The 20,926-nt window shown below is 44.1% G+C and carries 22 protein-coding genes and 1 pseudogene; 22 read left to right on the top strand and 1 reads right to left on the bottom strand.

Translation table 11 applies throughout. The features are described from left to right. The first annotated feature begins 27 nt into the window (after positions 1 to 27). Positions 28 to 474 (top strand): flagellar export protein FliJ, encoded by a 447-nt coding sequence (fliJ, locus tag L5M11_RS00860; RefSeq protein WP_006082402.1) that lies wholly within the window; start codon positions 28 to 30, stop codon positions 472 to 474. 199 nt (positions 475 to 673) lie between these two features. Here fliJ and L5M11_RS00855 read toward each other — a convergent pair whose 3' ends face one another. Further along, positions 674 to 1,522, bottom strand: coding sequence for a hypothetical protein (locus L5M11_RS00855; RefSeq protein ID WP_263191068.1), 849 nt, complete (start codon positions 1,520 to 1,522; stop codon positions 674 to 676). Positions 1,523 to 2,069: 547 nt separating this feature from the next. Here L5M11_RS00855 and L5M11_RS23925 point away from each other — a divergent pair. From L5M11_RS23925 to L5M11_RS00750, 21 genes and pseudogenes are all read left to right on the top strand, one after another. Beyond that, positions 2,070 to 2,546 (top strand): annotated as a pseudogene (locus L5M11_RS23925) (flagellar hook-length control protein FliK); the annotation flags it as partial. An 84-nt stretch (positions 2,547 to 2,630) separates the two neighbouring features. Beyond that, on the top strand, positions 2,631 to 3,158 hold the full coding sequence (fliL, locus tag L5M11_RS00845) for a flagellar basal body-associated protein FliL (protein WP_028761184.1): 528 nt from the start codon (positions 2,631 to 2,633) through the stop codon (positions 3,156 to 3,158). A gap of 39 nt (positions 3,159 to 3,197) precedes the next feature. Further along, positions 3,198 to 4,226 (top strand): flagellar motor switch protein FliM, encoded by a 1,029-nt coding sequence (fliM, locus tag L5M11_RS00840; protein WP_105251943.1) that lies wholly within the window; start codon positions 3,198 to 3,200, stop codon positions 4,224 to 4,226. Positions 4,227 to 4,237: 11 nt separating this feature from the next. Then, positions 4,238 to 4,618: a flagellar motor switch protein FliN gene (gene fliN, locus L5M11_RS00835; RefSeq protein ID WP_028761182.1), complete on the top strand. Its 381-nt coding sequence runs from the start codon at positions 4,238 to 4,240 to the stop codon at positions 4,616 to 4,618. A gap of 30 nt (positions 4,619 to 4,648) precedes the next feature. Continuing rightward, on the top strand, positions 4,649 to 5,077 hold the full coding sequence (gene fliO, locus L5M11_RS00830; protein ID WP_105251944.1) for a flagellar biosynthetic protein FliO: 429 nt from the start codon (positions 4,649 to 4,651) through the stop codon (positions 5,075 to 5,077). Further along, positions 5,074 to 5,820 carry a flagellar type III secretion system pore protein FliP gene (gene fliP, locus L5M11_RS00825; protein ID WP_028761180.1) on the top strand — a complete coding sequence of 249 codons (747 nt, stop codon included), beginning with the start codon at positions 5,074 to 5,076 and terminating at the stop codon, positions 5,818 to 5,820. The genes fliO and fliP overlap by 4 nt, the downstream gene beginning before the upstream one ends. A gap of 18 nt (positions 5,821 to 5,838) precedes the next feature. Then, a complete protein-coding gene (gene fliQ, locus L5M11_RS00820) occupies positions 5,839 to 6,108 on the top strand; it encodes a flagellar biosynthesis protein FliQ (RefSeq protein ID WP_012587225.1) in 270 nt (89 codons plus the stop codon). 4 nt (positions 6,109 to 6,112) lie between these two features. Continuing rightward, positions 6,113 to 6,910 carry a flagellar biosynthetic protein FliR gene (fliR, locus tag L5M11_RS00815; protein ID WP_028761179.1) on the top strand — a complete coding sequence of 266 codons (798 nt, stop codon included), beginning with the start codon at positions 6,113 to 6,115 and terminating at the stop codon, positions 6,908 to 6,910. 18 nt (positions 6,911 to 6,928) lie between these two features. Then, positions 6,929 to 8,059, top strand: coding sequence for a flagellar biosynthesis protein FlhB (gene flhB, locus L5M11_RS00810; protein WP_263191065.1), 1,131 nt, complete (start codon positions 6,929 to 6,931; stop codon positions 8,057 to 8,059). Positions 8,060 to 8,241: 182 nt separating this feature from the next. Further along, positions 8,242 to 10,341, top strand: coding sequence for a flagellar biosynthesis protein FlhA (gene flhA / locus L5M11_RS00805; protein WP_263191064.1), 2,100 nt, complete (start codon positions 8,242 to 8,244; stop codon positions 10,339 to 10,341). A gap of 11 nt (positions 10,342 to 10,352) precedes the next feature. Beyond that, positions 10,353 to 11,735 (top strand): flagellar biosynthesis protein FlhF, encoded by a 1,383-nt coding sequence (gene flhF / locus L5M11_RS00800; RefSeq protein WP_131523092.1) that lies wholly within the window; start codon positions 10,353 to 10,355, stop codon positions 11,733 to 11,735. Between the two features lie 4 nt (positions 11,736 to 11,739). Beyond that, positions 11,740 to 12,621 carry a MinD/ParA family protein gene (locus L5M11_RS00795; RefSeq protein ID WP_263191063.1) on the top strand — a complete coding sequence of 294 codons (882 nt, stop codon included), beginning with the start codon at positions 11,740 to 11,742 and terminating at the stop codon, positions 12,619 to 12,621. Further along, positions 12,614 to 13,327 carry an RNA polymerase sigma factor FliA gene (locus tag L5M11_RS00790; RefSeq protein ID WP_263191061.1) on the top strand — a complete coding sequence of 238 codons (714 nt, stop codon included), beginning with the start codon at positions 12,614 to 12,616 and terminating at the stop codon, positions 13,325 to 13,327. Before L5M11_RS00795 ends, L5M11_RS00790 begins: the two co-directional genes overlap by 8 nt. 47 nt (positions 13,328 to 13,374) lie before the next feature. Continuing rightward, the gene (gene cheY, locus L5M11_RS00785; protein ID WP_007649667.1) at positions 13,375 to 13,758 is read left to right on the top strand and encodes a chemotaxis response regulator CheY; all 384 of its coding nucleotides are present in this window, start codon (positions 13,375 to 13,377) and stop codon (positions 13,756 to 13,758) included. A gap of 13 nt (positions 13,759 to 13,771) precedes the next feature. Continuing rightward, positions 13,772 to 14,509 (top strand): protein phosphatase CheZ, encoded by a 738-nt coding sequence (locus tag L5M11_RS00780; protein ID WP_028761174.1) that lies wholly within the window; start codon positions 13,772 to 13,774, stop codon positions 14,507 to 14,509. Between the two features lie 15 nt (positions 14,510 to 14,524). After that, positions 14,525 to 16,774 (top strand): chemotaxis protein CheA, encoded by a 2,250-nt coding sequence (locus tag L5M11_RS00775; protein WP_263191060.1) that lies wholly within the window; start codon positions 14,525 to 14,527, stop codon positions 16,772 to 16,774. Between the two features lie 20 nt (positions 16,775 to 16,794). Then, positions 16,795 to 17,922, top strand: a complete 1,128-nt coding sequence (locus L5M11_RS00770; RefSeq protein ID WP_219253397.1) for a chemotaxis response regulator protein-glutamate methylesterase — start codon at positions 16,795 to 16,797, stop codon at positions 17,920 to 17,922. A 13-nt stretch (positions 17,923 to 17,935) separates the two neighbouring features. After that, the gene (locus tag L5M11_RS00765; RefSeq protein WP_263191143.1) at positions 17,936 to 18,457 is read left to right on the top strand and encodes a membrane anchored protein in chemotaxis locus; all 522 of its coding nucleotides are present in this window, start codon (positions 17,936 to 17,938) and stop codon (positions 18,455 to 18,457) included. A 71-nt stretch (positions 18,458 to 18,528) separates the two neighbouring features. Beyond that, positions 18,529 to 19,320: a ParA family protein gene (locus L5M11_RS00760; RefSeq protein WP_028761170.1), complete on the top strand. Its 792-nt coding sequence runs from the start codon at positions 18,529 to 18,531 to the stop codon at positions 19,318 to 19,320. Next, complete coding sequence (locus L5M11_RS00755) at positions 19,304 to 20,299, top strand: chemotaxis protein CheW (RefSeq protein WP_263191057.1); 996 nt, start codon at positions 19,304 to 19,306, stop codon at positions 20,297 to 20,299. Before L5M11_RS00760 ends, L5M11_RS00755 begins: the two co-directional genes overlap by 17 nt. A 7-nt stretch (positions 20,300 to 20,306) precedes the next feature. Continuing rightward, entirely contained in the window at positions 20,307 to 20,801 is a 495-nt protein-coding gene (locus L5M11_RS00750) for a chemotaxis protein CheW (protein ID WP_006082380.1), read from the top strand. Positions 20,802 to 20,926: the final 125 nt, after the last annotated feature.

The following is a 20,926-nucleotide window of genomic DNA, read 5'->3' as shown; positions in this document are numbered from 1 at the left end:
GCGTCATCGAATTAATCGAGGTCTAGTATGGCTAACGCCGATCCCTTGTTGTTAGTGTTAAAGCTCGCCAATGATGCCGAAGAACAAGCGGCGTTATTGTTAAAGTCGGCGCAGTTAGAGTGTCAAAAGCGGTTGAATCAACTCAGTGCACTCAATAACTATCGCTTAGAATACATGAAGCAAATGCAATCCCAGCAAGGTCAAGCCATTAGTGCCAGTCACTATCACCAGTTTCATCGCTTTATTCGTCAGATTGATGACGCTATTACTCAGCAAAATCGCGTTGTGGCCGACGGTGAAAAACAAAAAGAATATCGACAACAGCATTGGTTGGAAAAACAGAAAAAACGTAAGGCAGTGGAATTACTGTTAGCGAGTAAAGAGAAGAAGCGCCAAGTTGTTGAACAAAAAAGAGAGCAGAAAATGACCGATGAATTTGCTTCCCAACAATTTTATCGCCGTCATCAACGTTAGTGAAATGATAGGCATCTTTACCGCTCGCGAGCCGGATAGGCTCTTTAGTCTTTTTGTATTGATGGCATAAGCATCAATTCGACACCTCTCAGAGTTAATTCTTTTCGATATGCTGTCGTAAAACCTCATGTTTTGGCATCTTATTTGCTTTGGTTTAGTCCATGACCCTGCAACCGCAGTGTTTAATTGACGTTTCTACCTAGCCATTTTCTTTTTTTGCTGGGTGATGTTTGGGAGCACTTATGCAACAAATGACCAATATCCTGTTAAGTAAAACAGGCAACTCTGCGGCCAACTCCGCTAAGACATCTTCCCAAGAGTCTAATAATGAAGACTTTTCATCTACACTTGCGTCAGTCACCGCTAGCTCATTTTCTATTTCTGCGTCTAAAAAAACCATTGCTAACACTGATGATGCTGTGCAGGTTACCTCTGCTGATAAAGTAAAAGATGACGATATATCAACTGATGACGCCGACGTAAATCTCATTTTTGCCCAAATTAGCATGGCAAATGATATGAAGAAAACGGCATCAGATGGAGATAGTTTGCCGCTAGCATTTTTAAATGCTGAAGAAGATATAACTGGTGAAGAAAATATTGATACTTCACCAGCTTTATTAACCAGCTCAGCATTGGTATCTACTGTTTCTGATAATTCAACATTGGCATCTACTGTTTCTACTGTTTCTACTGATTCAACATTGGCATCTACTGTTTCTACTGATTCAGCATTGGCCTCTACTGTTTCTGCCGATTCAGCATTGGCCTCTACTATTTCTGCTGATTCAGCATTGGCACCTACTGTTCCTGATAATTCAACATTGGCACCTACTGTTTCTGCTGTTTCTGCTGATTCAGCATTGGCATCTACTGTTTCTACTGTTTTTGCTGAGATTGAACTGGCATCTGATATAGATGAAGCGGGTTTTTCTGCTGAATTACAAAAGTTAGTTTCTACTAGCCCAGATATGGCAGCAATTTCAATCGCAGATGACGTGAAGCCATCTTCTTTGACTGATAAGTCACTCGTACATATTCTTCCCATAGACCCAAATATACTTGAAGCGTCAGCGGATAGTGATGCTGTGATTGATCCAAATTTGACCGATGACGCTTCAGAATTACCTTTAGAAGACACTGAGCTTGTCTCTGCCACTGAAGTCGGGGTGAGTATAGATGAGTCTTTAGTTGAGAATGAGGTCACACTTAATGCTGTGATTAATCAAGCGGGCTTAGCGAACAGTGCAACGATAAAGTCGGCAACCAACACTGCGGCAAAAGCAACGACTAGTAGCTCTACAGTGAATAGTCTCAATACGGGTAATATCGCGACCTCGGGAAATACTTTCGACCTGAATACCTTAGGCTCTTCAATTTCATCTGAACCATTAGATACAACATCTGTAACAGAAAGTGATCTTGATGGGAGCCCCAATTCCGATTTGGCTGCTAACCTATTACTGAAAGATGCTAAATTGACGGTTGCGATGGATATTCCCAGAGACGAAAGTTTTATGGATGATAGTAGTAATACTTTCTCAGAACTTAAGTCGACATCATCCATACAGACACTCTCGATGTCACAATTAAATCGCCAAGAAACCATGCAAGTTCAGCTGTCATTGCGTCAAGGAGTAGAACAGCAAAACCAAATGCAGGAGATGATCCAACGATTTTCACCTGTGATGAAGCAGCAATTGATTACTATGGTGAGTCAAGGCATCCAACATGCGGAAATCCGGCTCGATCCCCCTGAGCTTGGGCATATGTTGGTAAAGATCCAAGTGCATGGCGACCAAACCCAAGTACAGTTCCATGTTACTCAGCCGCAAACGCGCGATCTGGTTGAACAAGCTATGCCAAGATTACGTGAGTTATTGCAAGAGCAAGGGATGCAGTTGGCTGACAGCCATGTTTCTCAAGGCGATCAAGGTGAGCGTCGGGAAGGTAGTTTCGGTGATGGCGGCAGTTCAAATGCGGCTGATATGGATGAAATCTCGGCAGAAGAGTTACATTTAGGTTTAAATCAAGCGATTAGTGTAACTTCAGGTATAGATTATTACGCTTAAGCAGGTAACCTATAGCAATGACTGACATAATTACGTTTCAAATAAAACTGTAATGAGTTTCCGCCTAAATTAAAGAGAATAGTGATGGCTAAGGAAGAATCGTTAGAACTTGAAAGTACTGAAGAGCCTAAGAGTAAGAAGAAACTATTTATTTTTGCTGGTGTGGGCGTTTTAGTCGCGCTGTTAATCGGTGGCGGTGTCTGGTTCTTTATGGGAAGCAGTACCGAAGAGGTTCCCGCCGTAGCAGCAGATAGTGCTGTTCAGGCTGAAGTACCTGCATCAGGAGAAGTAGCTACCGCATCATACGTGCCTATGCCACGTCCTTTTTTATTCAACTTACCAGGGCCTGATAGGGCTCGTTTAGTTGAGATTAAAGTGCAGCTTATGGTGCGTGGTACCGATGATGATGTGCTAACACAAAAACATATTCCGCTGATTGAAGATGCGCTTTTAACGACCTTTAGTGGTGCAGATGTGCAAAAGCTCAGCACGCAAGCGGGGAAAGATGAGTTACGGCAGTTAGCACTTTTGAGTGTGCAAAATACTCTACAGTCAGTAACTGGGCGTAAGGTTGTCGAGAAAGTACTATTTACCGGTTTTGTAATGCAATAACCCTTTAACTTCAGCACCAAAAGAGGCGAAGGCAATATAGTGAGTGATTTATTAAGCCAAGACGAAATTGATGCGCTATTGCACGGGGTTGATGACGTCGATGATGACGAAATTGACGCTGTTGGAGAAGATGCCCGTTCCTACGATTTCTCTTCCCAAGATCGAATAGTTCGTGGGCGTATGCCGACGCTGGAAATCGTGAATGAGCGTTTTGCGCGCCATTTGCGCATCAGCATGTTTAATATGATGCGCCGAGCGGCCGAAGTGTCGATCAACGGTGTACAGATGCTCAAGTTTGGTGAGTACGTACATACGCTTTTTGTTCCTACTAGCTTGAATATGGTGCGTTTTAGCCCACTCAAAGGCACAGCATTGATCACCATGGAAGCGCGACTGGTATTTATCCTGGTGGATAACTTCTTTGGTGGCGATGGGCGTTTCCATGCCAAGATTGAAGGGCGAGAATTTACGCCGACAGAAAGACGAATCGTGCAGTTACTGCTTAAGATTATATTTGAAGATTATAAAGATGCTTGGGCGCCCGTAATGGATGTTGAGTTTGATTATTTGGACTCTGAAGTCAATCCCGCCATGGCGAACATTGTTAGTCCTACCGAAGTTGTGGTGATTAATTCATTCCATATTGAAGTCGATGGAGGCGGTGGTGATTTTCATATCACTATGCCTTACTCCATGATTGAACCTATCCGAGAGTTACTCGATGCGGGGGTGCAAAGTGACAAGCAAGATACTGATATGCGTTGGTCACAGGCATTACACGATGAAATCATGGATGTGAAGGTCGGGTTCGATGCCAATATTGTTGAACATGAATTAACGCTCAAAGAGGTCATGAATTTTAAAGCGGGCGATATTATTCCGATTGAGTTACCCGAGTTTATCATGATGAAAATCGAGGATTTACCGACATATCGTTGTAAAATGGGCCGTTCTAGAGATAACCTAGCGCTTAAAATATGTGAGAAAATCCCTCGGCCAGAGACAGTTAAATCTGAGCTGCAATTGGTGACGCGTAAGGGTAAATCTCGTGATATATCAGAATTATAAGGTGAAGTAAGATGAGCACAGACGATACGGATGATTGGGCTGCAGCAATGGCAGAACAAGCGTTAGAAGAAGCCAACGCAATTGAACTCGATGAGCTGGTTGATGATTCAAGACCTATTTCTAAGGCTGAAGCGGCTAAGTTAGATACAATTTTAGATATTCCTGTCACCATTTCGATGGAAGTGGGCCGTAGCTATATTAGTATTCGAAATTTATTACAACTTAACCAAGGTTCTGTGGTTGAGTTAGATAGAGTCGCTGGTGAACCGTTAGATGTGATGGTCAATGGCACGCTTATCGCTCACGGTGAAGTGGTGGTGGTAAACGATAAATTCGGTATTCGCTTAACGGATGTGATCAGTCAAACTGAGCGAATTAAAAAGCTTAAATAATTCGAGATGTAAAAGTCGTTGGAACTTTAAATGAGCACATCGGTAATACAGAGTTTAGTGGTAGCGGTTCAAGCGAGCGCCGATAGCCTCGGTGGGGAAGGCGCAGCGAATATTGCTTCAATAGCGCCTGCTGCTACAAAAATGGCAGAACCTTCTCAAGTTGCGACCTTAGCAAGCATGTTAGGCGGCTTGATTCTGGTTTTATTATTAATTTTCGCGTTAGCTTATTTACTGAGAAGGTTTAATTTAGTCCCCACGACCAATGGCGTACTAAAGACCATTGCTGTGACTTCCCTCGGTCAAAAAGAGCGTTTAGTCTTGGTTCAGGTGGGAGAACAACAATATTTACTTGGGGTTAGCTCGCAGCAGGTGAGTTTGATTGATAAGTTAGCTGAACCTATCCATCTAGAAGCCGATTCGTTTGCGAGTCGATTACGCCAGGCGAAATTAAAACAATGACAACACGTATCCTCGCGTTAGTTGGGTTAGTTATGCTGCTATTGATGCCGTCAGCATGGGCCGCAGATGGCGTCTTACCTGCTGTAACAGTAACAACGGCGCCAGACGGCTCAACGGAATATTCGGTCACAATGCAGATTTTACTGCTGATGACATCGCTGAGTTTTTTACCTGCGATGCTCATCATGTTGACCTCTTTCACGCGGATTATCATTGTCCTGTCGATATTACGCCAAGCCATTGGATTACAACAGACTCCATCTAATCAAGTCTTAATTGGCATGAGTTTGTTCATGACTTTTTTTATCATGGCACCGGTATTCGACCGGATTTATGATGAAGGGGTGAAGCCTTATATCGATGAGCAATTAACCTTGCAGCAAGCGTTTGATAAAGGGAAAGAGCCGCTGAGAGGCTTTATGTTGGGCCAAGTAAGAACGACGGATTTAAAGACCTTTATTGAGATTTCTGGCTATAAGGATATTAAGTCTCCAGAAGAAGCACCTATGAGTGTGTTAGTGCCCGCTTTCATTACCAGTGAGTTAAAAACCGCATTTCAGATTGGCTTTATGCTATTTGTGCCTTTTTTAGTACTCGATTTAGTGGTGGCGAGTATCTTGATGGCTATGGGTATGATGATGTTATCCCCCATGATAGTGTCGCTGCCGTTTAAGATCATGTTGTTTGTGCTCGTAGATGGTTGGAGTTTAGTCCTCGGGACATTAGCGAATAGTTTCGGATAGCCAAGGGAGAGTAAACACATGAGTCCTGAGGCGCTAATTGATATTTTTCGTGAAGCTCTCGCTGTTATCGTCATGATGGTGTCTGCTATTGTGTTGCCTGGGCTGGGAATTGGGTTGATCGTTGCTGTGTTTCAAGCGGCGACTTCTATTAACGAGCAGACCTTAAGTTTCCTTCCGCGTTTGTTAGTGACACTTTTTGGCCTAATGTTTATGGGACATTGGTTAGTTGAAACCCTGATGGACTTTTTCATCGAGATGGTGAATCGCATTCCTCAAGTGATAGGCTAACGCGATGGAGCTGCTGCTCGATACCTTAATGCAAACCATTGCCGCTTATATTTGGCCATTGTTTCGCGTCGCGAGCATGTTGATGGTCATGGTAGTATTTGGGGCGGCAACGACACCAACACGAGTTCGCTTATTATTGGCGATGGCAATTACCTTTGCGATAGCACCCGTTCTTCCTCCAACTCAAAATGTGGATTTATTTTCGTTAAGCGCAGTGTTCATCACGGCGCAGCAAATTATTATCGGTGTTGCCATGGGATTTGTGACCCAAATGGTGATGCAAGTCTTTGTGCTCACCGGACAGATCATTGGTATGCAGACCAGTTTAGGCTTTGCCTCTATGGTTGACCCTGGTTCTGGCCAACAAACACCCGTTATCGGTAACTTTTTCCTTTTATTGGCGACATTGATTTTCTTAGCTGTGGACGGCCATCTTTTGATGATCCGTATGCTAGTGGCAAGCTTTGAAACTTTGCCAATTTCTAATCAAGGCTTAACACTGACAAGTTATCGATCGCTGGCTGATTGGGGGTCGTATATGTTTGGTGCGGCACTCACTATGTCGATATCTGCGATTATCGCCTTGTTATTAGTCAACTTGTCCTTCGGGGTCATGACCCGCGCCGCGCCGCAATTGAATATTTTCTCTATTGGTTTTCCGATCACTATGATTGGTGGACTGTTTATTCTGTGGTTAACCCTAACACCGGTAATGGCACACTTCGATGAAGTATGGTCGACGGCTCAAGTGCTGCTTTGCGATATGTTAGCGCTCCAATGTAACGCTGATGGCTTGATATGATGGGATTAGGAGAAGCCCATGGCTGAAGAATCAAGTGGCGAACGTACAGAGGAACCCACGGGGAGGCGTCTAGAACAGGCGCGAACAAAAGGACAGATTGCACGTTCGAAAGAACTTGGAACTGCAGCGGTATTAATTTCGGCAGCATGTGGGTTTTATATGCTAGGCCCAAGCTTGGCCATTAGCCTAACTCGGGTGTTTGAAATTGTATTTACCATGGATAGGGCGCAAATTTTTGATACTAATGAAATGTTCAAAGTGTGGGGCGTTGTTGCGAGTGAAATAGCCTGGCCCATGGCTAAAATTATGCTACTGATTGTGGTTGTTGCGTTTATCGGTAATGTCTCTCTTGGAGGGATCAATTTTTCGACCCAAGCTATGATGCCAAAAGCCAGTAAAATGAGTCCCCTTGCTGGTTTTAAACGCATGTTTGGCGTACAGGCTCTGGTTGAACTCACCAAAGGCATTGCAAAATTTTCGGTAGTAGCGTTTTCTGCTTATTTTTTATTAAGCTTCTATTTCAATGACATCATGTTGCTGTCTAGCGACCATCTTCCAGGTAATGTTTACCATGCATTAGATTTGTTGGTTTGGATGTTTATCCTGTTATGTTCCTCGATTTTGTTTATTGTCGTCATCGATGTGCCGTTCCAAATTTGGAATCACAACAAGCAACTTAAGATGACCAAACAAGAAGTAAAAGATGAATATAAAGACACTGAGGGCAAACCTGAGGTGAAAGGGCATATACGGCAGATGCAACGTGAACTAGCACAAAGGCGTATGATGGCTGAAGTGCCAAATGCCGATGTGATTGTCGTTAACCCTGAGCATTTTGCCGTTGCGATTAAATACGATGTGCAGCGCTCTGCGGCTCCCTTTGTGATAGCGAAAGGTGTTGATGATGTGGCCTTTAAAATACGTGAGATTGCCCGCGCGCACAATATTGCGATTGTCTCGGCCCCACCACTTGCAAGGGCGATTTACCATACGACTAAGTTAGACCAGCAGATCCCTGAAGGTTTGTTTACTGCTGTCGCACAGATTTTGGCTTATGTATTCCAGCTGCGCCAATATCAAAAAGGACGCGGCCGTAAACCTATTCCTGTCCCACTTAATCAACCTATACCAGATGAATTGAAATATTGAACCACTAGTCTCAGATGGTAGTCATTGGTAAAGCTGATGATGTCGAGTTCATTTGTTTTTTATAGCTAATTTTATGTATATCAATCAGTCACAGTACATATCTTTCCTTCATTAATGGCTTTAATCTTGTTGGCGCGTTTTTTGCTTTATGCTATTACACGTCAAAGTTTAGGTTATAGCGAATGGATGTTAAAGCGACTCTTGGTCAAGTAAAACAAATTAGGCTCAGCACTTTTAAAGGCATTGGCACGCCGGTGGTTGTGCTTGCTGCATTGGCCATGATTGTTTTACCTATCCCTCCATTTCTATTAGACATACTCTTTTCATTCAACATTGCGTTAGCTCTCATCGTATTGCTGGTGGCTATTTATACCGATAGACCCTTAGATTTTGCTGCCTTCCCAACTGTGTTACTGGTGGCGACGTTATTACGTCTTGCGCTCAACGTTGCCTCTACTCGTGTGGTTTTACTTGAGGGTCATAATGGCGGTGATGCCGCGGGTAAGGTGATTGAAGCCTTCGGTTCTGTGGTTATCGGTGGTAACTATGCCGTTGGTTTAGTGGTCTTTATCATTTTGATTATCATCAACTTTGCGGTAGTGACTAAAGGTGCAGGTCGTATCGCAGAAGTTAGCGCCCGTTTTACCTTGGATGCTATGCCTGGTAAGCAAATGGCAATCGATGCCGATTTAAATGCCGGAACCTTAAACCAAGACCAAGCGAGATTACGCCGTGCTGAAGTGACCCGTGAAGCCGATTTCTATGGTGCGATGGACGGTGCGTCCAAATTCGTTAAAGGGGATGCAATTGCCGGTATCATGATCTTAGTGATCAATATCGTAGGTGGTTTCATCATAGGGATTGTGCAGCATGGCTTAAGTTTCTCTGAAGCGGTTGAAATTTATACCTTACTGACTATCGGTGATGGTTTAGTGGCGCAGATCCCTGGTCTATTATTGTCAATCGCCGCGGCCTTGATGGTGACTCGTCAAAATGAGTCGGGTGATATGGGCCAAATGATGATGAGTCAGATGTTTGACAGTCATAAGTCATTGGGTATCGCCGCCGGAGTCCTGTTTGTCATGGGTATTGTTCCTGGTATGCCACACATGGCGTTTTTAAGCTTTGCCTTTATGACTGCTGGTGCAGCTTATTTTGTTTATAAACGAAATGAAAACAAACGTCTTAAAGCGCTAGAACAAGTGAAATCGGGCCCAATAGAAAGACAAGATAAAGAGCCTAAAGAGCTAGGTTGGGACGATGTACATCATGTTGATACTATTGGTCTTGAGGTTGGATATCGTTTGATCCCTCTGGTAGACAAGGGCCAAGGTGGCGAGTTACTGAGCCGTATCAAAGGCGTACGTAAAAAGTTATCCCAAGAACTAGGCTTCTTAGTGCCCGCGGTGCATATTCGCGATAACTTAGATTTATCGCCTAATGCTTATCGCATTTCATTAATGGGCGTCGTCGTCGGAGAGGCAGATATTCGTCATGATTGCGAATTGGCGATCAACCCTGGTCAAGTCTATGGCAAACTCGATGGTATCGAAACGCGCGATCCCGCTTTTGGCCTAGAAGCGGTATGGATCGCTCCTGAGTTACGTGAGCACGCACAAACATTAGGTTATACCGTCGTCGATGCCGCCACTGTTGTTGCAACTCATATTAGTCAATTACTCACAAATAATGCCGCTAAGTTGTTAGGCTACGAAGAAGTGCAACAACTGATGGATATGCTTGCGAAGCACTCACCTAAGCTGGTTGATGGCTTTATTCCAGATATCATGCCACTAGGACATGTCGTAAAAGTGATGCAGAACCTATTAAATGAAGGGGTTTCAGTTAGAGACTTGCGTACTATAGTGCAAACTTTGTTAGAATATGGCACTAAGAGCAATGATACTGAAGTCTTGACTGCCGCTGTACGTATCGCTTTGAAACGTATGATAGTTCAGGAAATCTCAGGCCCAGAGCTCGAAATCCCCGTCATTACTTTGGCGCCAGAGTTGGAACAGATGTTGCATCAGTCAATGCAAGCAACCGGTGGTGATGGTCCTAATATTGAACCCGGTCTTGCAGAACGCATGCAGCAGTCCCTTGCCGATGCGGCTCAGAAGCAAGAAATGGTCGGACAACCCGCCATATTGTTGACGTCAGGTATGTTACGCGCGACGCTGTCACGCTTTGTTAAACATACTATTCCTAATCTCAGAGTCATTTCATATCAAGAAATACCTGATGAGAAGCAAATACGTATCGTATCTGCAGTCGGCCAGTAGAGGACGCATAAGTGAAGATTAAACGATTTTTTGCCAAAGACATGCGCGCCGCACTGGCCCAAGTGAAAGAAACACTCGGCTCAGATGCCGTCATTATGTCAAATAAAAAAGTGAACGGTGGCATCGAAATTGTCGCTGCCGTTGACTATGACGAACCTAAAGCGAAAACTGCAGCCACTGCGCCAGCACCGACCTTTATGGACGTTAGCGACGATCTCGTGTCCCTAGGTGCTAAGCAGCCAGTTCGTGTAGAAACTCGCGCTAAGCCAGCCGCACCAGCAGATTCATTACAAGCCTTACTTGAGAAGCAGCAAAGCCGTTTGAATCAACAAATGTCACATCAGCAAGTTGATGCCGAGTTACCTGCATGGGCTAAGGGCTTACAAGCCCCTACTGCTGTGAAACCAGAACGTCGTGAAGCGCCTTCCTCGTTTGATAAAAAGCCACAAACATCACAGAAACAAAGTGCTGATATTGAGGCTATGCGTGATGAATTAGCATCATTGCGTAATTTACTGACACATCAAGTATCCTCCTTGATGACGGAACATAAAAAACGCATCGATCCCGTCGGTGCTATGCTCGAAGCCAAATTGCTTGAGGCTGAATTCTCCCCTGCGGTTGCGAATAAATTAGCCGCGCTGAGCCAGCATTATACGCCGGCTGAATTAGTCAGAGCATTACCACAAAGTCTCGCTAATATGCTTGATAATCAGGGCGATGACATTGTTAAGCAGGGCGGGGTGGTTGCATTAGTTGGTCCTACTGGCGTTGGTAAAACAACGTCATTAGCTAAACTTGCTGCCCGTTTTGCGGCACATCATGGTGCTGAACATGTTGCTTTAATTACCACAGATCATTATCGCATCGGAGCCTATGAGCAATTAGCAACTTATGGCAAAATAATGGGCTGCCCAGTAAAGCAAGCTCATGATCTAAATGAATTAGAGCAAATTCTCTATCAGTTTAGGAATCGCAAGCTAGTATTGATAGATACGGCTGGCATGGGACAGCGAGATATGCGCCTTTACCAGCAACTTGATAATTTAACTGCAAATAGCAGGATACCTATCCGCAGTTATCTGGTACTGTCTGCGACAGGGCAGCGCCGTGTGCTGCAAGATGCAGTCAATCATTTTAAACGCATTCCCCTATCTGGTGTCGTTCTCACAAAACTCGATGAATCTGTGTCGTTAGCAGGGGCATTAAGTGTGTTGATCCAAAACGGATTACCATTAAGTTATATTACTGATGGACAAAGAGTTCCTGAAGATATGAAAGTTGCGGATACCCTAGATTTAGCCCAGCAGGCACTCGCAGCGTTAGATAGTACAGAACAACAATCATTACAAGACACAGCGTGGTCAGATAATATGGCCTGTGCATTTGAGTAGATTTATGACCCTGGATCAAGCAAGTGGTTTACGTATGATGAATCAACCCTATAACGAAAAAGTGAAAGTAATCGCGGTCACTGGTGGCAAAGGAGGCGTGGGTAAAACCAGCGTTTCTATTAATACTGCTGTGGCATTAGCCGAAAAAGGCAAGCGTGTCTTGGTACTTGACGCTGACCTTGGCTTAGCAAACGTCGACGTCATGCTGGGTATTCGTGCCGAGCGTAACCTCTCTCATGTTCTCTCTGGTGATGCAGAGCTTGACGATATTATCGTTCGTGGTCCAAAGGGGATAGGCATAGTACCAGCCACCTCAGGAACACAGGGGATGGTGGAATTAAGCCCGGCGCAACATGCTGGATTAATCCGTGCATTTAGTGAGATGCGGACTCAGTTTGATATTCTAGTCGTAGATACAGCGGCTGGGATCTCAGATATGGTGCTCAGTTTCTCACGTGCTTCGCAGGATGTGCTAGTCGTTGTTTGTGATGAACCCACTTCGATTACCGATGCCTACGCCCTGATTAAAATTCTCAGCCGTGAGCATGGCGTGTTCCGTTTTAAAATAGTTGCCAATATGGTGCGTAGTTTACGCGAAGGTATGGAATTATTTGCTAAACTCAGTAAAGTGACCGACAGATTTTTAGATGTTGCACTTGAATTAGTCGCCACGATTCCATTTGACGAAAACTTACGTAAATCAGTTCGTAAACAAAAATTGGTGATTGAAGCTTATCCTAAATCACCAGCGGCGATTGCGTATCAAGGATTGGCAAATAAAATTTTGAGCTGGCCTGTGCCGCAGCAACCTGGTGGGCATTTGGAGTTTTTCGTTGAGCGTTTAGTACAACGACCAGATTTTCAAGAGGAAAAAACGAGTGAATAAAGCCGCTGCGTATACTTGTTTAGACAATAAATCGTCGATCGTTGAACAGTATGCTCCGTTGGTTAAAAGAATTGCGCATCATTTACTCGCCAGACTACCTGCATCTGTGCAGTTAGATGATTTACTCCAAGCTGGGATGATGGGGTTACTAGAAGCATCATCCAAGTTTGATGGTGGCAAGGGGGCGAAATTTGAAACCTTCGCCGGCATACGCATACGTGGAGCCATGTTAGATGAAATTCGTCGTGGCGACTGGGTCCCTCGTTCCGTTCATCGTAACAATCGTAAGGTTGCACACGCTATTGATGAGTTAGAGCAAGAACTGGGCCGTGATGCACGCGACACAGAAATTGCAGAAAAACTTGATATGACGCTCGATGAGTACCATCATATTCTTAACGATGTTTCTGTCGGAAAAATCATAGGGATAGAAGATTTAGGCGTATCTCAGGATATACTTACAGTGAGTGATCGGTCCGATGATGATTCATTTGAAGCATTAGCTGAGAACCAATTTCATTCTGCTCTGGTTGATGCAATTAAATTATTGCCTGAAAGAGATGCATTAGTGTTATCCCTGTACTACGATGAAGCATTGAATTTAAAAGAGATTGGCGCCATTCTTGAAGTCAGTGAATCGCGGGTTAGCCAGATATTAAGTCAGGCAATGTTGCGATTGAAAGCTAAACTCAAGCACTGGACATAAGTATAATTATTAATCGAGCATAGAATGTCAGCTCACCGGAGGAAACCTTGGACAAGAATATGAAGATTCTCATTGTTGACGATTTTTCGACAATGAGGCGTATCATCAAGAACTTGTTGCGAGACTTGGGGTTTAATAACACCCAAGAAGCAGACGATGGCTCAACAGCCCTGCCGATGTTGCAAAAGGGGGATTTTGATTTTGTTGTTACAGATTGGAATATGCCTGGTATGCAAGGAATCGATCTGTTAAAAGCAATTCGCGCTGATGATTCGCTAAAGCATTTACCCGTATTAATGGTGACTGCTGAAGCAAAACGTGAACAGATTATTGCTGCCGCTCAAGCGGGAGTGAATGGTTATGTGGTTAAGCCTTTTACCGCTGCAACGCTGAAAGAGAAGTTAGATAAAATATTCGAACGACTCGCTTGAGCAAGGATGAGCTATGAAGTCACAAACATCAGGGCTCATCACGCTCGAGCAAGCTCAGCATTTAGTTGAATTATTAAGTGCAGGTGAGCAAAGTCAGGCAGATGATTTATTTCGGGAGCTTGCTGCTCCACTGCAACGAGAATTATTCGAAGAAGTAGGTAAATTAACTCGGCAACTTCATAGTGCGCTGATGGATTTTCAAGTTGATAATCGTCTTGCTGAATTAGCCAATACAGAGATCCCCGATGCCAAGCAACGTTTAAATTACGTTATTGACATGACCGAACAAGCTGCAAATAAAACCATGGATGCGGTTGAAGAATGTTTACCTTTGGCCAATGCCGTGACTGTAAATATTCAAAATGTCATGCCATCTTGGGACAGATTAATGCGACGTGAGATAGCGCTGACTGAATTTAAGGGCCTTTGTCACGATGTACAAGACCTTATGTCTCGTAGTGCAAATGACTCGACTCGATTACGTGAATTGCTTAATCAAATTTTGATGGCGCAAGATTTTCAAGACTTAACAGGACAAATAATACGTCGTGTTATTGATCTAGTAATGGAAGTAGAAAGTAATCTGGTTTCTATGCTGACGGTATTTGGTGAGCAACCTATGATTGAAAGTCAGATTGCTCAGAAAAATAATATTGAAGCAGAAGGCCCGATAATGAATGCCGAGCTTCGTCAAGATGTGGTAACGGGTCAAGACGAAGTGGATGATCTTCTATCGAGTCTGGGTTTCTAACTGGGAGTCAATTTGATGGCCTTTGATGTAGATGAAGAGATACTCCAGGACTTTTTAATCGAAGCCGGTGAAATTTTAGAGCTTCTGCAAGAGCAACTCGTTGCGCTTGAAAATAATCCTGATGATACTAACTTGCTGAACGCCATTTTCCGAGGTTTTCATACCGTTAAAGGTGGTGCTGGCTTTCTTAGCTTAACTCCCATGGTTGATGTTTGTCATGAGGCTGAGAATACCTTCGATTTATTGCGGACAGGCAAGCGTAGCGTTAACGCAGAGTTGATGGATATTATTTTGCAGGCTGTTGATGCAATTAATACCATGTTTGCGCAAACCCAGCAGGGCGAACAACAAGATCCCGCCGATTCAGGTTTGTTAGCGAGACTTAAAATGCTCAGTTCAGGTGCGCCTTTGCCATCTGAAGTCGCTTCTGCCAAGGTTGTAGAGCCAGAACCTGTTGTTGAAGTCATTATTGATACTCCTACCCTTCAAGAAATTCCTGCTGACATAAGTGATAACTCATCTTCCATTGAAAATACGTCTTCAAGTATCGATGATATCAATGATGCTGAATTTGAAGCTTTATTGGATGCGCTTCATGGTTCAGGAAAGGGACCTGCGGTCGCTGCTACCACATTTGTATCTGAGCCTGTTGCTGTCAAGCCTGCTGCACCAATTAAAACACCTTCAACATCAGGTGATGACATCACTGATGATGAGTTCGAGGCGTTACTGGATGAACTTCATGGCTCAGGTAAATTTAAAGCTGAGGCTGAAGTGCTCGTTAAGCCTAAGGTTGTGGCAACACCTGCGCCTCAACCGATTGTAGATGCTGATGAAATTACCGATGATGAGTTTGAACGATTACTCGATGAACTCCATGGGAAAGGCGGAGCACCTGCGAAAGCCGAAGTTAAAGCGCCTACGCCCCCTGTTTCGACTGTAGCACCTACTGCTGCACCACATGCTCCTGCGCCAGTTAAAGCCGCAGTAACAGCTCCTGCTCCAGTCGTTGCTGCAAAACCTAAGGTGGAAATTGCGGTTGTCGATAAAGCACCTGCTAAGGCTAGCTCTGCGAATGTGCCTCAGGGTGAAACAACAGTACGTGTAGATACCGCACGACTCGACCAGATAATGAATATGGTGGGTGAGTTAGTGTTAGTGCGTAATCGATTGGTGAGCTTAGGCATCAGCCGTGATGATGAGGAGATGTCGAAAGCTCTCGCGAACTTAGATCTCGTTACTGCCGATTTGCAAGGCGCTGTGATGAAAACCCGTATGCAACCGATCAAGAAAGTGTTTGGTCGTTTCCCTCGGGTGGTACGTGATCTTGCTCGCACACTAAACAAAGAAATTGATTTGATCATGGTCGGTGAAGAAACTGACTTAGATAAAAACCTCGTTGAAGCGCTTGCCGATCCACTCGTCCACTTAGTGCGTAACTCTGTTGACCATGGTATCGAGATGCCAAATGAGCGTGAAGCTAGTGGTAAGCCAAGAACGGGAACGATTACCTTATCAGCAAGTCAGGAAGGCGACCATATACTGCTGAAAATCGAAGACGATGGCGCAGGCATGGATCCTGAAAAACTCAAAAAAATCGCCATAAATCGTGGTGTGCTCGATGAAGATTCTGCTTCGCGGATGACAGACAGCGAAGCCTATAATTTGATTTTTGCACCAGGTTTTTCAACTAAAGTTGAGATTTCAGATATTTCAGGTCGTGGTGTTGGGATGGACGTGGTAAAAACTCGTATCACCCAGCTGAATGGCACTGTACATATTGATTCCATGAAAGGTAAGGGAACGATACTTGAGATTAAAGTACCGTTAACACTGGCGATTATGCCTACCTTAATGGTCGATGTCGCTAAACAAGTGTTTGCATTACCTCTATCTAGCGTGAATGAGATTTTCCATCTCGATCTTACAAAAACCAATATAGTTGATGGGCAACTGACTGTCATAGTACGTAATAAGGCCGTACCTTTGTTCTATTTGGAACACTGGCTACATAGAAACAAAACGACTTTTAAACATGGCGATAAAAAGCATGGTCATGTGGTTATCGTGCAATTAGGCATGATGCAAATTGGTTTTGTAGTGGATGCCTTAATAGGACAAGAAGAGGTCGTTATTAAACCTCTTGGCGCTATGTTACATGGCACACCTGGGATGGCTGGTGCGACAATTACATCGGATGGTGGTATTGCACTGATCTTAGATGTTCCTGGATTGCTAAAGCATTATGCGAAAAGTAAGAATTAGTTTCCAAGCTAAGGAATGGAATGGCCATTAAAGTATTAGTCGTTGATGACTCAAGTTTTTTCAGACGACGTGTTAGTGAAATAGTCAATCAAGATCCTGAACTGGAAGTGATCGCGACGGCCTCAAATGGGGCCGAAGCGGTGAAGTTGGCTGCTGAGCTTAATCCCCAAGTTATCACTATGGATATTGAGATGCCTGTCATGGATGGTATTACTGCTGTTCGTGAAATCATGGCTAAGTGTCCGACTCCGATCTTGATGTTTTCTTCTTTAACCCATGATGGCGCTAAAGCAACGTTAGACGCTTTAGATGCTGGTGCATTAGATTTTCTACCTAAACGTTTTGAAGATATTGCGACCAACAAAGATGATGCCATTTTATTGTTGCAACAAAGAGTTAAGGCATTGGGACGACGCAGAATGTTTCGTCCGATTGCACGTCCTGTGGTCGCGCCAACACCTAGCGCGCGTCCAACAGGTAGCGTTTTAGGTACAACGAGTATATCGGCTCATACGCCTGTCGCAGCTCCTGTTAGAACCTCAACGGCAACGACGATTCGTGCAAGTGGTAAGCAGTATAAATTATTGCTGATCGGTACATCTACTGGTGGTCCGGTTGCGCTGCAAAAAATACTCACGCAGTTTCCGGCAAACTATCCGCATCCTATTCTATTAATCCAGCATATGCCTGCTGCTTTTACCCCTGCATTTGCGAGTCGTTTAAATGGCTTATGTAAGATTGAAGTGAAAGAGGCCGCTAATGGCGATCTTCTTAAACCGGGTTGCGCATATTTAGCGCCAGGTGGTATGCAAATGATGGTTGAACGTACTGGAGCAAGTGGCCGATTAAAAGTTATCGCAGGCAGTGCTGATATGAATTATAAGCCCTGTGTGGATATCACCTTTGCTTCTGCTTCTAAAGCCTTTAGTGGTGATGTGCTTGCTGTTGTATTAACTGGCATGGGGGCGGATGGCAGAGAAGGCGCGCGGATGTTGAAAGCTGTAGGCGCAACCATTTGGGCGCAAGATGAAGCCAGTTGTGTGGTTTATGGTATGCCACAAGCCGTTGCGAGTGCTGGGATTGCCACCCAGTCGATAGCCTTAGACAACATGGCCGAATGTATTTTAAAAGAGTCTGTTCGTGTCTAAAAATCAATATCCGATGAGCACAAATAGTGTGCTCATCATCTTGTTGATGGGCATAGCCATTTTGGTTCTTGGTGCCTTAAGCCTTGATTACAAGCGTAAGAATAGTTTGCTGCAGTCGGATGTAAAACGTTTGGAATCGACTCAGGTGCTGTTAATGGTACCTGACGAACAGGCAGAGGCTATTGCAACTTGGTTAGCGTCTCATCCAGATCAGACTAAAGCAATGTTGCAATTAGCGGCTCCGGGTGAGCAGAAGGCTGTAGCGATTGGTCCTGAGCCAGTACAAAATAGCATTCCGCCTTTGCTAGGCAAACCAGATACTGAAATAGATACGGCGAAGGAAAAAACTAATCTGGAATCCTCTATTCCTAAACAGCTTCAAGCGCCAGAAAAAGAGGTTAAAGCTGTTTCTCAGACAATTGCAACCCAAAATGCAGAGATGCTGCCCGTGGTGATATCTGAGAATGCCGATGGTGTCAAAGTGATTAGTTTGCCCAATGGCGGCATTCGAGTCACGACCAGAAAAGAGCAGTAATTTTTAGAATTTGTGAACTCACAATTTTCTAGTTCATTAGCGTATTAACCAGTATAGATAGGGGTCACTTCTTGAAAGTCTGGACCATAGCGAATCAAAAAGGTGGCGTAGGTAAAACCACGACGGTAGCGAGTTTAGCGGGAACTTTAGCTAAGCGTGGTAAGCGTGTTCTTATGATAGATACCGATCCACATGCTTCGTTAGGTTATTACTTAGGTATTGATTCTGAAGAGGTTCCAGGCTCGTTGTTTGATGTTTTTCTTGCCCATAAAAACCTTTCTAAGGAACTCGTTTTATCCCATGTAGTGCCAACCTTAGTCGATGGTTTGGATTTATTGCCTGCAACTATGGCATTGGCTACCTTAGACAGAGCCTTAGGTCATCAAGAAGGAATGGGATTAGTACTACGTAATTTATTAGCACTGGTTGCTGATGATTATGATGTTGCTATCGTTGATTGCCCACCCGTACTCGGGGTATTAATGGTCAATGCGCTTGCGGCAAGTCAGCATATCATTATTCCTGTGCAGACGGAGTTTCTTGCCATTAAAGGGCTAGAGCGGATGATTAAAACGATGGAGTTAATGGGGCGATCTAAGAAGACGCGCTACAGTTACACTGTTGTGCCAACCATGTACGATAAACGCACCAAAGCATCACCTGCGGCTTTGCAAGTTCTTGGTGCCGAATACAGTGATACTTTGTGGAAAGACGTTATTCCAGTAGACACTAAGTTTAGAGATGCCAGTTTGGCACATTTACCAGCATCGCATTATGCGAGTGGTTGCCGCGGCGTTAAAGCCTATGAAAGATTATTAGATTTCTTATTAGTTGGGGAGTTTGGCCATGTCAAAATCGGTTGATGAAACTGTTTTTGATTTTTTCGCATTATTGCTGCAGGAAGACGACAGTCCAAACCAGATTGTTTCCCCTCAAAGCATTGTAAAAGCAGACTCAAATCAAAATGTTGCCGTTAATCAAACGGAGGCAGCATTGCTCGATGCGGCAATTTTGGCTGAAAATGGTCGCACTGCCGCACCGCAGAATGTAGAGAAGGCCATAACGCCTATTGCGCAGTTGCAGCCAAAAGCGGCGCCAAGACAACATGAGTTTGTTGCTCCGGTAAGCCAGGTTGTAGCTCAAGTGAATAAGCAAGCGTTAGAGAAATTACTCGCGCCAGTACTAAAGACTGCAAGGTTAGAACCGATACCACCTTCAGTAGAGATAGCGCCACCTATTGATGTTCAACCTGTTGTGGTGGAAGTACCACAAGCTCAGCCTGTTGTTAATGAAACCGTTGTTGATGAAATCGTTGAGCCAGTGGTTGTGCCAGAAACACAAGTCGGCATTACGCCTCCTAGTGTGACAAAAGATTTGCAAGAAGTGCTCGATGATGAGTTTCAGGTACTATTCTTTAAAGTAGCAGGGCTGACATTGGCTGTGCCTTTGGTGAGTTTAGGTGGAATAGTAAAAGTTGAGCGGATAAACCACATCTTTGGTCGACCCGCATGGTTTCTTGGTGTACAGACGCATAGGGAGGAACAATTGAACATTGTCGACACTTGTGCGTGGGTTATGCCAGAAAAATACACAGATAAACTGGCGCAATCGGTAAATTATCAATATCTTGTATTATTAGAAGGCAGTAACTGGGGATTGACTTGTGAGTCCTTGGTCAATGCGGTAAAAATTAATAAATCGCAAGTCAACTGGCGTAGTCAAGCGGGTAAACGCCCTTGGTTAGCGGGTGTAGTGAAAGAACAGATGTGTGGCATTTTGCACGTACAAGCCTTAGTTGAAATGCTTAATGCGGGTTTAGGTTGTCAGGACTCAATTGGTTGAGGTAAACATGAAAGATACAAGAAATGTAGCAGCAGTCGCTGCAAGTAAAGATGATGCAGTATTACAATGGGTTACCTTTAAGTTGGACCATGAAACTTACGGTATAAACGTAATGCAAGTGCAGGAAGTGCTGCGTTATACTGAAATTGCCCCCGTACCTGGTGCCCCCTATTATGTTCTAGGCATCATTAACTTGCGTGGTAATGTTGTCACTGTAATTGATACCCGCTCACGTTTTGGATTGCAGTCTGCTGAAGTTGATGATTCAACCCGAATCGTTATCATCGAAGCTGAAAAGCAGGTCATTGGTATCTTAGTTGATAGTGTTGCAGAAGTGGTTTATTTGCGCCGCTCTGAAATTGACAATGCGCCAAATGTTGGAACGGAAGAGAGTGCTAAGTTTATTCAAGGCGTGAGCAATCGCGACAATGAATTACTTATCTTAGTTGATCTCGACAAATTATTGTCCGATGAAGAATGGGCCGAGTTGACTCAGATCTAATCAATGAGTGTGATAAGGCTGAATGATTAGAATTCATTCAGCCATTTTGTTTATTTGCGAATAAATCGATGATGTTGAGTATTTACGATTTATGGGTAGACGAAGTCTTTTTATCATAGCTTGAA

Source organism: Shewanella sp. SM87, assembly GCF_025653705.1.
In the GTDB taxonomy this organism is placed as follows: Bacteria; Pseudomonadota; Gammaproteobacteria; order Enterobacterales; family Shewanellaceae; genus Shewanella; species Shewanella oncorhynchi.
Note: the sequence above shows the minus strand (reverse complement) of the source record. Positions and strands in the feature narration are given on the sequence as shown.

Excerpts from the sequence above, each read along its gene's own strand:
- fliO (WP_105251944.1), top strand. The coding sequence starts at position 4,649 with ATGAGCACATCGGTAATACAGAGTTTAGTGGTAGCGGTTCAAGCGAGC.
- L5M11_RS00795 (WP_263191063.1), top strand. The coding sequence starts at position 11,740 with ATGACCCTGGATCAAGCAAGTGGTTTACGTATGATGAATCAACCCTAT.
- fliL (WP_028761184.1), top strand. The coding sequence starts at position 2,631 with ATGGCTAAGGAAGAATCGTTAGAACTTGAAAGTACTGAAGAGCCTAAG.
- fliP (WP_028761180.1), top strand. The coding sequence starts at position 5,074 with ATGACAACACGTATCCTCGCGTTAGTTGGGTTAGTTATGCTGCTATTG.
- fliN (WP_028761182.1), top strand. The coding sequence starts at position 4,238 with ATGAGCACAGACGATACGGATGATTGGGCTGCAGCAATGGCAGAACAA.
- fliR (WP_028761179.1), top strand. The coding sequence starts at position 6,113 with ATGGAGCTGCTGCTCGATACCTTAATGCAAACCATTGCCGCTTATATT.
- L5M11_RS00780 (WP_028761174.1), top strand. The coding sequence starts at position 13,772 with ATGAAGTCACAAACATCAGGGCTCATCACGCTCGAGCAAGCTCAGCAT.
- fliJ (WP_006082402.1), top strand. The coding sequence starts at position 28 with ATGGCTAACGCCGATCCCTTGTTGTTAGTGTTAAAGCTCGCCAATGAT.
- L5M11_RS00755 (WP_263191057.1), top strand. The coding sequence starts at position 19,304 with ATGTCAAAATCGGTTGATGAAACTGTTTTTGATTTTTTCGCATTATTG.
- L5M11_RS00750 (WP_006082380.1), top strand. The coding sequence starts at position 20,307 with ATGAAAGATACAAGAAATGTAGCAGCAGTCGCTGCAAGTAAAGATGAT.
- L5M11_RS00855 (WP_263191068.1), bottom strand. The coding sequence starts at position 1,522 with ATGGGAAGAATATGTACGAGTGACTTATCAGTCAAAGAAGATGGCTTC.
- L5M11_RS00775 (WP_263191060.1), top strand. The coding sequence starts at position 14,525 with ATGGCCTTTGATGTAGATGAAGAGATACTCCAGGACTTTTTAATCGAA.
- fliQ (WP_012587225.1), top strand. The coding sequence starts at position 5,839 with ATGAGTCCTGAGGCGCTAATTGATATTTTTCGTGAAGCTCTCGCTGTT.
- L5M11_RS00765 (WP_263191143.1), top strand. The coding sequence starts at position 17,936 with ATGAGCACAAATAGTGTGCTCATCATCTTGTTGATGGGCATAGCCATT.
- L5M11_RS00770 (WP_219253397.1), top strand. The coding sequence starts at position 16,795 with ATGGCCATTAAAGTATTAGTCGTTGATGACTCAAGTTTTTTCAGACGA.
- flhA (WP_263191064.1), top strand. The coding sequence starts at position 8,242 with ATGGATGTTAAAGCGACTCTTGGTCAAGTAAAACAAATTAGGCTCAGC.
- flhB (WP_263191065.1), top strand. The coding sequence starts at position 6,929 with ATGGCTGAAGAATCAAGTGGCGAACGTACAGAGGAACCCACGGGGAGG.